The organism is Collinsella sp. AM20-15AC, assembly GCF_003471405.1.
Lineage (GTDB): Bacteria > Actinomycetota > Coriobacteriia > Coriobacteriales > Coriobacteriaceae > Collinsella.
This window is the reverse complement of the sequence record NZ_QRJA01000004.1, coordinates 12,381-26,907: the sequence shown is the minus strand read 5'-3', so window position 1 is coordinate 26,907 and position 14,527 is coordinate 12,381. Positions and strand designations below refer to the sequence as shown.

Here is a 14,527-nt window from a genome sequence, read left to right as displayed (position 1 = left end):
GTTTTTTGATCCCTTGGAGACGGAGGAAAACGGATCACTGGGCTAGACTGACCTCCTCGGTGATCCATTTTCCTCCGTCTCCAAGGGGTCAAATCTGTTGGCGTGGGGCAAATCTGTCCGCGCGGGCGGGTAGGATGGAAGCATTGAATATTGCGAACGGTTTGAGTGGAGGACCATGCCTGTTCGAATCTATACCACCAACGCCGGCGCGGATTTGAGCGATGCCGAAGCGGCGCTGCTTGCCGACCTTATTGCCCGCCACGGGCGTGCCGTGCTGCTGGCGCCAACGTTTGCCGAGCTCGACCTGTGCCGTCATGATGCGGCGGAAGCCGGCGTTTCGCTGGGTATTGACTACAAGACGCCTACATCGTGGCTTCGCTCGCTTTGGGAGCTTTTGGGCGACGGGCGCGGTTTCGTCGACAACCTGCAGCGCCGGATGCTGTTTTCGGACATGGTAGCGCGCCTCGACGACGCCGACCTGCAGCCGCTTTCGCGCAGCCAGGGCACGGTGCGTATGCTCGCGCGTATGGCTCGCGATGTGCTGCCGGGTGTGGCAGGGACAGGCACCGAGCGTTGCTGCGACAACGTTTGCAAGCCCAAGCCCAGAAGCGACGCCGAGGCTCGCGTGTTTGAACTTTTGTGCGCCTATGCGAGCGGCTTGGACCGTCGAGACATGGTCGAGCCCTGCGAGGCGGCTGACATTATGGCCGGCGCTTTGGCCGACAACCTGCCGGGGTGCGCCCGCGCCGTTTGCGTGCGCGGCGTCACGTCATTTACGTATAGCCTGCTCGAGCTGCTGTCCGCCGTGGCAAACAACGGGGGAGAGGTTGTCGTGCTGCTTGCCCGCGAGCAAGCGGCGATGCGCGAGGAGCTTGCCGCGGCATTTGATGTCCGCGGTGTGCTGTTTGAGATCGCGCCGCTGGGGGAGGGCGCCGCCGCGCCCCAGATTGCCTTCAAGTCCGCTGCTCAGCCTGCCTTTATTGAGGTCGCCGGCCCCCATGCCCGTGCCCATGCTTATGCGGGCGTCATCGATAAGTTGGTGAAAGCGCACAAGGAGTCCAAGGACGATAAAGCTGCTGCAACACCCGCCGACCCCGTACGCGTGCTCGTTGTTTCTGCCCGGGCACCCCAGCTGTTCGGCGAGCTTGCCGCTCGTTTGGCGGCGCGCCACGTTGCTGCCGAGACGGCCGAGTTCACGGCGTTTTCCCAATCCATTGCGGGCAGGCAGTTCACGGCGCTCGCCAACCTGATCGAGCGTATGAAGGCCGCCGACGAAGGGGCGGCTTCTAAGACTGAGTGGTGGCCCGCTCCGGAGCTTACCGACTGGATTTACAGCCCGCTTTCGGGTGCCGACGCCGCCAGCGCGCGCACGTTCGACAAGAATATGCGACTGTCGCGCAGCAAGACCACTGCGGGCGTCAAGAGCCTGCTGCAGAGCGTGCAGGGCCAGGTGAGGGGCGCGCGTAAAGCGGCGAGCGACGAGAACTGGTTTAAGAACGTGCCGTGCGTGGTCTCGGACGTGTTCCAGGCGCTGTGGCGCGACAAGCCCGTGACGGCGCTCAAGGCCATGCTTGCCGTTGCCGAGGTACTGCCCGATCGCGCGCTTGGTGGTCTCGACGGTCAGGCCCGTCGCCAGGCGGAGGTGGCCCTGCTGCGCCACGCGATCGACATCCTTATGAACGATGCTCGCGCGCTCGACGTGTCGCAGGCCGCGACCGTGCCCGTGCTCGATGGCATTCGCACCAAGGTGGACAAGCGTAGCACCGCCTACGATTACGAGACCTACGAGGTTGACCGTGCGCCACGTGCCCAGGTTCGCTTTGCTTCGCTTGCCGATGCGGCGGCTCTGCGCCCCGGCAGCTACGATGCCGTGCTGTTTGCCGATGTCGATCTGGACAGCTATCCGCTCTCACACGAAGAGGGGCCGCTGACCACGCTGACGGCGAGCCTCGGTCGCGAGGGCGTGACGCTTGAGCCTGCGGCCTTGCTGCGCGCACGCTTTGGCCGCGCGATGCAGGCCGCGCGCGGTCCGGTTACGCTCGCCCGTGTGACCCACGATCGTCAGGCGCGCGAGTGCTATCCGGCGGCCGTGTGGACCGAGTTGCGGGCGCATGCCGAGGCCGCTGACGCCGACAAGGCCGCTGACGATGCTAGGGCCGCTGACGATGCTAAGGCCGCTGACGATGCTAAGGCCACTGGTGACGCTAAGGCCGCTGACGCCGACAAGGCGAAGTGCGTGGGTGAGGGCGATATCGTAAGGGACTTCGATCCCGCGGCAGGCGAAGGTCTCAAGCGCGAGCGCGTGACCTGTGAAGCCCCTCAGCATCTGAGTGCCGAGGCCGTGCCGTATTTGGTCCTGCGCCGTCGCGATGGCGAGGGCGAGGGCGCGCCGCTCGTGCCGCGCCTGACGTCCGCCTCGCAGATCGAGGCCTATTCCACCTGCCCGCTGTGCTGGTTCGTCTCGTATCGCGTCAAACCTCAGTCCATCGATGCGGGCTTTGGCAACATGGAGAAGGGCAACTTTGTCCATGACGTGCTGGAGCACTTGCATGCACGTCTTCCGCAGGAGGGCATGGAGCGCGTGACGCCCATGAATCTGCCGCGCGCGCAGGGGCTGTTGCGCGAGGTCTTTGCCGAGACCCTGGCCGAGCATGCGGGCAAGCGCGGTACCGAGGGCCCGCTGGTGCCGCTCTCTCCAGTGGAGGAGCGCCAGGTGGCTGAGATCTTGCCGCAGCTGGAGGGCGTGCTTGCCTACGAGTCCGAGGCGCTCACCCCCTTTGCTCCGCGCTACCTGGAGTTTGCGTTCAACGAGCTCCAGGTCGAGTATGCCGGTTGGCCGCTCGGCGGGCGCATCGACCGCGTGGATGTGGATGCCGAGAATCGCGCCGTGGTAATCGACTACAAGCATCGCACGGGCGTTGAGGAGTTTAAACTCGCCGACCCCACGGTGCGCGACGAGGAATCGGGCGAGGCCGCCATCGACGACCCGCGGTGGCTGCCGCCCCATACCCAGACGCTTATCTATGCGCAGGCCATGCGCCGGGCGCTGGATCTGGATGCCCGTGCGGCGCTCTATTTTTCGACCAAGGGCGGCAAACCGGCGCTGCGCGGCGCCGCGAGTGCCGAGCTGCTCGAGGAGGAGCGTGGTGACGGCCGCATCCCGGGGCTTAAGAAGGGCTTTCCCGGCGAGGGTGGCAGCATGGACTTCGACGCCCTGCTCGATCGCGTGGAGGCCGGCATCGCCGAGCGCCTGCACGAACTCGAGGCAGGTGACGTTGCCGCCGTCGACCCGACGTCGGCTCAGGCCGCGCATGCGCGCTGCTCGTATAACCACCAAGGAACGTTTGTAAGGAGGGACGTGTAGACCATGGATCTTTCGACTTTGATGCCGCAACAACTGCAAGTCGTCAAAACGCTCGACCGTCCGCTGTTTGTCTCGGCGGGCGCCGGTTCGGGCAAGACCTTTACCCTCACGCGCCGCATCGTCTACGCGCTCTCGCCCGAATCCGGTCCGTTTGTTGAGCATCTGGATCAGGTGCTCGCCATTACCTTTACCAAAGATGCCGCGGCCGAGATTCGCGACCGCGTGCGTCGCGCGCTTATCGAAGAGGGTATGGACGAGGAGGCCCTGACCGTCGACGATGCGTGGATCTCGACCATTCACGGCATGTGCTCGCGCATCCTGCGCGCACACGCGTTGGAGCTGGGCATCGACCCCGAGTTCACGGTGCTCACCGATACCGACGAGCTTATGGACCAGGCTGTTGAGCATGTGCTGGCCCGCGCGACGGCGCCCGATGCCGTCCCCGAGCTCGCGGCATCGCTCAAGGCCCTCTACGCCTGGTATCCCATGGCGGGCGAGGGCGGTCCCTTTGGCGCCGGCACGACCATCAAGGGTCTGGTGCGCGACCTGCTGGAGCTGTCGAGTCAGTTGCCGGGCGGTATGGACGACGTGTGCGTGGCGCGCGGCCAGGCCGATACCTCAGCGCTCGCCGATGCCTATCGCGCGGCGCTGGGCGCAAGCAAGGCCGCGACCGAGAAGGCGCAGACGGCGCTCGATGCCATCGACGCGTTCGAGGCGAGCGGCAAGACCATGGTCGATGCGGCGCGACTTATGATGTCGTGCACCATGCCGCGCGCGAGCAAGGCGTTTTCTAAGGAGCAGGTGGAGCTACTCAAGGCCGAGGCTGCTGATGCATTTATCAATATCGTGCTTGCCTGCGGTGCCCCCGCGCTCGATGCACTGGTGGGCCTGGCCCGTTCCGTGGAGGCCGAGTATCGCGCGCTGAAGGCCGGCCAGTCCGCGCTCGATAACAACGACCTGCTGCGCATGGCGTACGAGGCGCTGCGCGACTACCCGGCTATTCGAGCAGCCTATGAGGGCCGCTTTAAGATGGTCATGATCGACGAGTTCCAGGATACCGACCAGATGCAGGTCGATTTGATCCGTTACCTGACCGGTGCGGGGGAGCGTGCGCTGTGCACCGTGGGCGATGCGCAGCAGTCGATCTATCGCTTCCGCGGCGCCGAGGTCGAGGTCTTCCGCCGCCAGGAGCGCAAGGTGGGCGCCTCGGGGACGGCCGAGGCGGCGGCCGTCGCTGGCATTGCTGCCGATGTCCCCGCTGGCGAGCTCGTCAAACTCGTGCGCAACTTCCGCAGCCATGACGAGGTGCTGCGTTACGTGGCACGCGTCTTCGACGGCGATGACGGCGGCCTGATGCAGGGCTTTTTGGATCTTGAGGCGAGCGACGGCCGCAAGGACACGCTGGTAGCGGACGCCTCGCGTCGTCAGGCGCTCTTTGTTGCCGGCGGCAGTACGCAGGAGCGCACACAGGCCAAGGCCCGCGCGATCGCGGAGCGGTTCCGCGCGCTTGCCGATGCCGGTCAGCCCCAGGGCGGCATGGTGCTGCTGCTGGGCCGCATGACCAACGCCGACGTCTATGCCCAGGCTTTCCGCGACCAAGGACTCGACTGCGTGATCGCGGGTGGCTCGGTTTTTGCCCAGGCAGCCGAGGTGCAGACGGTGCGCGCCCTAGTCTGCGCGCTCGCCAACCCGGCCGATACGGCGCAGGGCCTTATGCCGCTGCTCGCCTCGCCGATGTTTGCGCTCGGCGCCCAGGAGTTCCTGGCGCTGGCGACCAAGCTCGATAGCGAGACGGGGGAGACCTCGCGCCGGAATATCGACGCGGGCATCATGAGCGATTCCGATGTGCCGGGCCTGCAAGACCTGCCGCTCGTGACGCGCGCCCGCGAGGTGCTGCGGTATGCGCTTCGTCGCGTGGGCCGCGATTCGTTCGCCGCCATCGCGCGCGACGTGGTCAACGCTTCGGGCTGGTTCGTGCGTCTGGCGCAGCGTGGTCCCGAGGGCAAGGCCATCGCCGCCAACGTGCTCAAGGCGCTTGATGCTGTGGTTGAGGCCGAGGCCGAGTTCGGTAACTCGCCGCGCTCCATTGCGCTGGCCTTTGACCGCTTCCTGGCGGGCAAGGAAGCCCCGGGCGCGCTCAACGAGGAGGGTGACGGCGCGGTGCGCATCATGACGGTGCACGCCTCCAAGGGTCTGGAATATCCGGTCGTGGCGGTCGCCGAGTGCTTTGGCGTGCGCAAATCGTCCGGTGCGGCTCAGATGGGGCGTGTCGAGGGCGGAGCGCAGGTCGTGGCGCTGCCGGCGCGCTTCGACGGCGTTAAACTCGCGGACGGAACCTTTGTGAAGGGCGACGACGTTAAAAAGCAGTTTGAGCATGCGTTTAAGGGCAAAGGCACGTCGCTATGGTTGCCGCCGGAGCTCATGGAGGACGTCTGTGCGACGGGTTCTCCCGCCGAGGCATTTGCTCGCCTGCGCAACGATGACCTGCAGCTTTCGCTCGAGGAGCGGGCCCGCTTGCTCTATGTTGCCATGACGCGTGCGCGCGAGCTGGTGATCTTGGCGATGGATGCCGGCGTGAGCCGTGGCAAGCTGTGCGCGCCGACCTTCGACGTCGAGACCGATTTGACCTACGACGTGCTGCGTCGTATTTTGCCGACCGACGCACAGGCCTTGCCGCAGCTCGATGCCGACCGCCTGGTGTTCGACAACTCCAAGCCGGGCGACTACGAGCTTATCTCGCTGGCGGACTTTACCTTTGGCGAGCAAGCGTTTGAGGCTAACGCTTCGCTGGATGCCGAGGGAAGGCTCGTTTGCGGTGATGTGGAGGCGAAAGGCGCCGGCGAGGATGTTCGCACTGTCGTTCCCGGCCCCGCCGACCCCGAGCCCGATTCGTTTGAGCTCGTGTATCCCCAGACGGTGGGCGTGCGCATGGGCACCTGCTCGTATCCGGCGCGCGATTCGTACAGCTATTCGTCGATTGCCGCGGCGCTGCATGCCGAGGCCGAGGACCGTGTCGCCGAGGCGCGCGTGCCCATGGACGAGGCTGGCGATGATGCGGAGTCGGATGGTTCCGAGATGACGGATGCAGGCGTGGCCGCCGTTGAGCCCGCCGGCAACCCCATGGCGCTGGGCTCGGCGTTCCACGCTGCCTGCCAGTGGCTCATCGAGATGGGTGCCGATGCGCTGCCCGCTGAGCGTGCCGATGCGCTGGCGCGCCTGTGGTGCCTGACGCCGGAGCAGCGCGAACGCTTCGACGTTGCCCTGGACTGCTGGCTCAAGTCGGCTGTTCGTGCCGAGCTGCTCGCGTGGCCGTGTATCCGTGCCGAGGTGCCGTTCTTTTCGCTGGGCTGCGAGGAGGAGGACATCGCTCGCTACGGTGCATATGCCGAAGGCGCCATCGACGCTTTGGCGACGAACCCGGCCGATCCGTCGCGCGCGCTGGTCATCGACTACAAGACGGGCGGCACACCGGACGAGACGCCGGAACAGCTGCGGGAGAAGCACGCCCTGCAGGCGCGCGTCTACGCCGATGTTCTGCACAAGGCGGGCTTTGAGGTCGTGACCGTCAAGTTCGTCCGCGTGGAGCAGGCGAATCCAACCATCTTCGTCGAACCCGCCGAGCCCCAAGTGGTCACCTACAACCTCTAGCCCGCACCTGCGATTGGGCAGTCTTTTTGGGACGGGGCTTTTTTAGCTACTTTGAGGATGGTTTTCTTGGGGTGGCAAAAGTAGCTAAAAAAGCCCCGTCCCAAAAAGACTGCCCGTGTGGGTTTGGCTAGGTTCGGGTGCCGTCCGCGCCGTGCGGTAGAATCGTAACCCTAAGATCACGAACCCGCATCGGAGCTCATCACATGGCATTTGTCCATCTGCACAACCACACCGTCTTTTCCATGCTCGACGGCGCAACCCGTATCCAGGATATGGTCAACCGCGCCGTTGAGCTGGGCATGCCCGCCGTGGCCATTACCGACCACGGCTACATGTATGGCGTACCCGACCTGGCGCTGGCCTGCGACGCCGTCAACCACAACACGCCCGAGTACAAAACCTGGAGCCACGACAAGGCCTTCTTGGAAAAGGACCGCCGCGACGAGCTGGTGGAGCCCGATCCCGAGGCAAACCCCCGCGAGCATGCCCAGTATGTGAAGGACATGGCCATGTGGGACGAGAAGGGCAACATCGACGAGCTCAAGCCGCCGCTGGTCATCAAGCCCATCTTTGGCTGCGAGGTCTACTTTACGCCGGACGAGACGCTCGCCCGCGACCATAAGCCCGAGCTCTACCACATGATCCTTCTGGCCAAGGACCAGGAGGGCTACGTCAACCTGATGCAGACGGTTTCCGAGGCAGCCGTGCAGGGCTTTTACTACAAGCCCCGCGTGACGCTCGACAACCTGCGCCGCCACGCCAAGGGCATGATCTGCACCAGTGCCTGTATCGCGGGCATCATCCCCAAGTACATCGACCGCGGTGACATGGAAGGCGCCATTAAATGGGCCGAGACCTTCCGCGACACCTTCGACCCTGGCGACTTTTATATCGAGATCCAGGAACACGGCATTACCACCGACAACGGCCTGACCGACGAGCAGATGGACCGCACGCTCATCGACATCGCCAAACAGGTGGGCGTCAAGGTCATCGCCACCAACGACTTCCACTACCTGCGCCGCGAGGATGCGCCCGTGCAGGACGTCATCATGTGCATTGGCATGAATGCCAAGGTCGACGACCCCAACCGCATGCGCATGACCGGCTCGGAGTTTTACATGAAGACCGAGGAGGAGATGCGGGCGATGTTCCCGTATTGCCCCGAGGCCTGCGACAACACGCTCGAGATTGCCGACAAGTGCTACGTTGAGCTGGACTGGGACTCCATCATCCTGCCGCGCTTCCCGCTGCTCGATCCCGGCGAGACGCACGAGAGCCAGTTCCGCCGCGAGTGCGAGAAGGGCCTGCGCCAGCACTACGGTGACGACTGGGCCACGCGCGAGATCGGCGGCGTCAACATCAAAGAGCGCTTTGAGTACGAATACAAGGTCATCTGCGACAAGGGCTTCGCCGCCTACTTCTTGATCGTTGCCGAGTACGTGCAATGGGCCAAGGACAACGGCATCGGCGTCGGCCCCGGCCGTGGTTCTGCCGCCGGCGCTATCGTCGCCTACGCCATGAACATCACCGCGTTCGACCCGCTCGAGAACGGCCTGATGTTCGAGAGGTTCCTGTCTCCGCAGCGTACCGAGATGCCCGATATCGATATGGACTTCGACGATGAGCGGCGCCTCGAGGTCGTGGAGCACGTCCGCCAGCTCTACGGTCCCGAGAAGGTCACCCACGTCATCACCTACTCGACCATTAAGGCCAAGCAGGCCATCAACGACGCCGCTCGCGTCCTGGACTACCCGGTCTACATGGGCCAGCGTCTGTCCAAGATGGTCTCGAGCGACCCCAAGGTCAAGCTCAAGCAGGTGCTCGAAAAGCAACCCGGCAAAGAGGACCTGTTTAACCCCGATTTTGCCGAGGCATATAAAAAGGACGACGACGCCCGCCGCATCATCGACACGGCGCTCTCGATTGAGGGCCTCACCCGTGGCGAGGGCGTGCACGCGTGCGCCGTTCTGATCTGTCGCGACCCCGTCAACGAGCACGTGCCCACCAAGCTCGACACCAAGGGCGGCGTCGAGATTACCCAGTACGAGGGCCATACCGTTGCCGATATGGGCCTGCTCAAGATGGACTTCTTGGGCCTACGCACGCTGACGGTTATCTCCAAGGCCAAGGCCAACATCAAGAAGAACTTCGGCATCGACATCAAAGAGGAAGAGATTCCCTTTGACGACCCCGAGATCTTTAAGCTCATGGGCTCCGGCCACACCGCCGGCGTCTTCCAGGTCGAGTCCGCCGGCATGACGGCCACGATCAAGAACATGAAGCCCACCGAGTACAAGCACGTCGTGGCATTGATCGCCCTGTACCGCCCGGGCCCGCTGGGCGCCGGCATGGTTTCGTCCTACATCAACCGTATGAACGGCAAGGAGCCGGCGGTCTCCTATGACGACCGCCTGGACGACATCCTAGGCGAAACCTACGGCACCATGGTCTACCAGGAGCAGGTTATGCTCATCTCCGTCGAGATGTGCGGCTTCTCCAAGGGCGAATCGGACTCGCGTATCCGTAAGCCCGTGGCTAAGAAAAAGATCAAGCTGCTCACGTCGACGGTGCTGCACTGGGAGGATGGCTCGGACGAGACCACCTACGACCACTGGATGAACGGCGCTATCAAGAACAACTACACGCGCGAGGTCGCCCAGAAGATTTGGGACGATGTTCTCGAGTTCGCATCTTACGCCTTCAACAAGTCGCACTCCGCCGGCTACGCCATTCTGGTTATGCAGACGGCGTGGCTCAAGGCGCACTATCCGCACGAGTACATGGCGGCCGTTTTGACGTCCTATACGGGCAAGACCGACAAGATCGTGCACTACGTCTCGGCATGCCGTCACGACGGCATCCCCGTGCTGTCGCCAGATGTCAACGAGTCCGGTACCGAGTTCACGGCTACCAAGGAGGGCGTACGCTTTGGTCTGGCCGGCATCCGCGGCGTGGGCACCGGCGTGGCGCAGGCGATTATCGCCGAGCGCGAGGCGGGCGGCCCGTTCAAGACGCTGCACGATTTTGTCGAGCGCGTGGACTCCAGCCAGGCGAACCGTCGCGTGATTGAATCGCTCATCAAGGCAGGCGCCTTCGACTCCACGGGGTATCCGCGTCGCCAGATGATGCACTTTGTGGATAAGAACAACCCCGAGAACATCATCGATGCCGCGGTAAAGCGCCAGAAGGATCGCGCGAGCGGCCAGACGTCGTTCTTCGATATGTTTGGCGACGTTGAGGGCTCGGGCTTCGAGGTCAGCGTGCCCGATCCGGATGGCCAGGAATGGGACCGCCACCTCAAGCTGAGCCAGGAGAAAGAGGTTCTGGGCATCTATGTCTCGGACCACCCGCTACGCCCGTTTGAGTATGCGCTAGCCAAGGCGCGCGACTTTTCGTTCTCGCAGATCGACACCGGCTACGAAGTTCAGAATCCTACGGGCGGCACCATCAACCAGGAGATTCCCGAGGGTAAGGCGCTGTGGTGGGCCGGCATGGTCTCGAGTGTGTCCAAGCGCGTGACCAAAAACGGCGACCCCATGGGCATCGTGCAGCTCGAGGACATGGAAGGCGAGGCCACCGTCGTCGTGTTCCCCAAGACCTACAAGGAGGCCGAGGGGTACCTGTACGGCGAGGTCGATCCCGAGACCGGTGCACAGCTGTCCGATGCGTTTGTGCGCATTAAGGGCAAGCTCGAGCGCTCGGACCGCGGCGACCAGATCATCGCGCAGGAGATCGTGCCGCTCGAGCTTAACGAGGAGAACAACAAGCCCAAGGTGTTTGAGGTCATGGTGCCCAACAGCCGCTTTAGCCAGGGCAATATGGCGCGTCTTGCCACGGTACTTACCGCCAACCCGGGCGGCGACCGCGTGGAGATCTTTATCGAGCAGGTGGACGGGCGCGTGCTACGTGCCGAGGTGCCGGCCAAGGTCAACGCGCGCTCGATTCCGCTGCTGGCCGAGGCAAAGGCGATTGTGGGTAACCAGGGTCGCGTGACGGTTATCTAAGCTACCCCGGGTGAGATTGGAGGAAGTGATGGCGCAGGGGACGTTTGTGCAGGCGCTTCGCAAAGAGGCGGCGTTGAGCGGCACCTTTATGAAGAGCCGCTCGCTCATGCTCAACGGCGCCGTGCTGTCGATTGAGGACAGCGGCTCGCGCTTCTCCAAAAACGTGACGGTTGAGGGCTCGGTGCGCGGCTCGCGCGGCGACCTGTACAAGACGCACGTGGCGCTCGATATGGACGAGCACGAGGTTATCGACTACGACTGCGACTGCCCCGCCGCATACCGCTATCCCGGTATGTGCAAGCACGCCATCGCCACAGCGCTGGCGTACCTGGACACCAGCGGCATTGAGCCTGTTGAGGGGCTGCGCACGCCGGTTCGCACGTTTACGGCGCAGCCGAAACAGCCCGCGCGCGCCGCGTCCGCCGCGCCGGCCGTCAACCCCAACTTTCCCTTCCCGGCGCCCGTCCCCACGAGCCCGAGCCTTGTGGCGGCGCTTTCCGATCTTTCGGACGCGCGCATGGATGAGCTGGCGAACATGCGCCGCAAACTTGCCGGTGCCGTTGATCCCGACGCCCCCAAAGCGGCGTTGGGGCCCTCGTTGGTGCCGTACTACAATCCGCTGTTCGCTGACCGCTTTAGCTGGGCGCTCGAGTTCCGCATTCGCTGTGGATCGGTCTCCTACGTGGTCAAGGACATCGACGGCATGGCCGATGCCTACGTGCGCGGCGGCACGTTCTCCTATGGCAAGAAGCTCACGTTTGTCCATTCACCTGAGGCCTTTGACGAAACATCGACAAAGCTGCTCAACCTTGTTGTGACGACAGTTGCCTATCTCGATGACATCACAAGCTCGCGTTCGGCGTCGTACGACTTTGCCCGCAGCGGTTTTGTTGCCGAGCGTCAGTTGCCGCTGTCCGAGCATAGCATCGTATATGTGCTGGACCTGCTGCGCGGCCAGACCATCTCCTTTGAGCCCGCCTGGTCGCGGGGGACGACGACGCGTCGCACCTACGACGTGGCGGTTGAGCTGTCTCCGCAAGGGGAGGACGAGGCGTCCGCTAAGCGCCCACCACTTCTTGCCGCCAAAATCGCGCCGGCGGCTGGTGGTAGCTATGACCTGCGCCTGCCCGCCGATATGTACTGCTTTGCGTCGGGCGATGCCGCCTACTTGGTTGACACGCGCCGCGCGCGCCGTACCGACGCTGCATTTGCTCAGCATGCCGCACCTTTTTTGTCGCGCTTGCTGCCGTGCCGCACGCCCGCCCATATTGCCGCCGAGCAGGTGGGTGAGTTCTGCCGTATGGCGCTGCCCATTTTGCGCGACTATACCGACCTCACCGCGCCCGCCGCGCTCGATACTGTGGCACCCGAGGCGAGCTTTGCCATGGCAATCGGCGTCGACGATGGTCTTGTGACCTGCAAAATTACGGTTACCTACGGCGATTGGTCGGCTGATCTCTTTAGTCTTGGTGCTCCGGGCAGTCCTTTCGAAGAGCAACGCCCCGGCGTTCCGCCCCGCGATACGCTGGCGGAGTTTCGCGTTATGGACACGGCTGCCATGTACTTCGATTTCTACGAGGGCGGCCTGGCGTTTGAGGAGCGCGATGACGAGAGCCTGTTCCACTTGCTGACCGAGGGCCTGTCTGCCCTGTCCGAGCTGGGCGAGGTCATGCTCAGCGACCGTCTGCGCCAGATTTCGGTCCGCCCTGCGCCCAAGCTCTCGGTGCGCGCGACCGTCAAGAGTAACCTGCTCGATGTCGAGCTGGGCGCGAGCGGGCTTTCGGCCGCGGACCTTGCCGTCTATCTCGATTCGTACAAGCGCCATCAAACGTTTGCGCGCCTTACGTCCGGCGACATCATTCGCCTGGACGAGGGGGCGCGCGCCGCGTTTGGCCTTGCCGAGGACCTGGGTGTCGATGCCGTCGACCTGCTCGACGGCGTGTCGCTTCCCGCGTCGAGCACCCTGTTCGTCGACAGCATGCTCGCACGCACGCCGGCGCTCGAGGCCGATCGCGACGCTGCGTTCCGCCGTACCGTCGAGCGCCTGGACACGCTCGGCAAGATGGACTTTACGGTGCCGGCATCGCTCAAGGCAACGATGCGCGGCTACCAGGTCGACGGATACCAGTGGCTCGGCTCGCTCGAACACCTGGGCCTTGGCGGCATCTTGGCCGACGACATGGGCCTGGGCAAAACGCTCCAGATGATTGCGCATATTCTGGCGCGCGTGGAGGCGGGGGACACCAAGCCCACGCTCGTGGTATGCCCGGCCTCACTCGTGTACAACTGGACTGCCGAGCTGGAGCGCTTTGCCCCGTCGCTCGATGTGTGCGCCATTGTGGGCGCCAAGGCTCAACGCCGCGTGCAGATCGCCGGCGTGGCCGAGCATAGCGTGGTTGTGACGTCGTATGATCTTATGCGGCGCGATATCGACGAGTACGTCGAGCAGGATTTTGCCCGCGTGGTGCTCGATGAGGCCCAGTACATTAAAAACCCGCTCACGCAGGTGGCGCGCGCCGCAAAGCGCCTGCCTGCCGGCGCGCGCTTTGCCCTGACGGGCACGCCCATCGAAAACCGCTTGTCCGAGCTTTGGAGCATCTTCGACTTTTTGATGCCGGGCCTTTTGGGGACGCGCGAGTCGTTTGCCAAGCGCTTTGAGAGCCCCGTCGAGCATGCCGAGGGCGATAGCGCCGCTCGCCTGCAGGCGCTCGTGTCGCCGTTTGTGCTGCGCCGTGTTAAGGAAGACGTGGTGGCCGACCTGCCCGAGAAGATCGAGGACACCGTCATGGCACAGCTTACCGGCGAGCAACGCAAGCTCTACCTGGCCAACCAGGACCGCATCGCCCAGCAGGTGCAGCACCGCGAGGCTGGGGAGTTTAAGAAGGACAAGCTCAAGGTGCTCGCCGAGCTCACCAAGCTGCGCCAGATCTGCTGCGACCCGCGTCTACACTACGAGGATTACAAGGCGGGGAGCGCCAAGCTCGATACGTGTATGGAGCTCGTGCACGGCGCACTCGACGGCGGGCATCGCATCCTGTTGTTCAGCCAGTTTACGGGTATGCTCGATATCATCGGTAAGCGCTTGGCCAAGGAGGACATCGCCTTCCTTAAGCTCACGGGCGCTTCGTCTAAGGAGAGCCGCGCCAAGATGGTCGCGCAGTTCCAAGCGGGCGAGGTTCCGGTCTTTTTGATTTCGCTCAAGGCGGGCGGCGTGGGCCTTAACCTGACGGCGGCCGACGTGGTCATCCACTACGACCCGTGGTGGAACGTGGCGGCGCAGGACCAGGCGACCGACCGCGCGCACCGTATTGGCCAGCAACATACCGTGACCGTGTACAAGCTCATCGCCAAGGACACGATCGAGGAGCGCATTATGCAGATGCAGGAGTCCAAGCGCGACCTGGTCAACAGCGTGCTCGGCGGCGACGGCATCTCGTCGGCGCTGTTTACCCGCGAAGATGTTCTGGCGCTGCTGGGCGGCGACGGGCGCTAACCCGCTCGGGTGGGG

The 14,527-nt window shown here is 64.0% G+C and carries 4 protein-coding genes; all 4 read left to right on the top strand.

Annotated elements, in window-relative coordinates; all coding sequences use genetic code 11:
- Window positions 1–175: 175 nt before the first annotated feature.
- The 4 genes from DW233_RS02145 (at window position 176) to DW233_RS02130 (ending at window position 14,512) form a co-directional block, all read left to right on the top strand.
- Window positions 176–3,364, top strand: a complete 3,189-nt coding sequence (locus DW233_RS02145; protein WP_118266457.1) for a PD-(D/E)XK nuclease family protein — start codon at window positions 176–178, stop codon at window positions 3,362–3,364.
- Between the two features lie 3 nt (window positions 3,365–3,367).
- A complete protein-coding gene (locus DW233_RS02140; protein WP_118266455.1) occupies window positions 3,368–7,012 on the top strand; it encodes a UvrD-helicase domain-containing protein in 3,645 nt (1,214 codons plus the stop codon).
- A gap of 203 nt (window positions 7,013–7,215) precedes the next feature.
- Window positions 7,216–11,019 (top strand): DNA polymerase III subunit alpha, encoded by a 3,804-nt coding sequence (gene dnaE / locus DW233_RS02135; RefSeq protein WP_117763162.1) that lies wholly within the window; start codon window positions 7,216–7,218, stop codon window positions 11,017–11,019.
- 28 nt (window positions 11,020–11,047) lie between these two features.
- Window positions 11,048–14,512, top strand: a complete 3,465-nt coding sequence (locus DW233_RS02130; RefSeq protein WP_118266454.1) for an SNF2-related protein — start codon at window positions 11,048–11,050, stop codon at window positions 14,510–14,512.
- The last annotated feature ends 15 nt before the right edge of the window (window positions 14,513–14,527 follow it).

Coding starts and splice junctions, on each gene's coding strand:
- dnaE (WP_117763162.1), top strand. CDS start 7,216: ATGGCATTTGTCCATCTGCACAACCACACCGTCTTTTCCATGCTCGAC.
- DW233_RS02140 (WP_118266455.1), top strand. CDS start 3,368: ATGGATCTTTCGACTTTGATGCCGCAACAACTGCAAGTCGTCAAAACG.
- DW233_RS02145 (WP_118266457.1), top strand. CDS start 176: ATGCCTGTTCGAATCTATACCACCAACGCCGGCGCGGATTTGAGCGAT.
- DW233_RS02130 (WP_118266454.1), top strand. CDS start 11,048: ATGGCGCAGGGGACGTTTGTGCAGGCGCTTCGCAAAGAGGCGGCGTTG.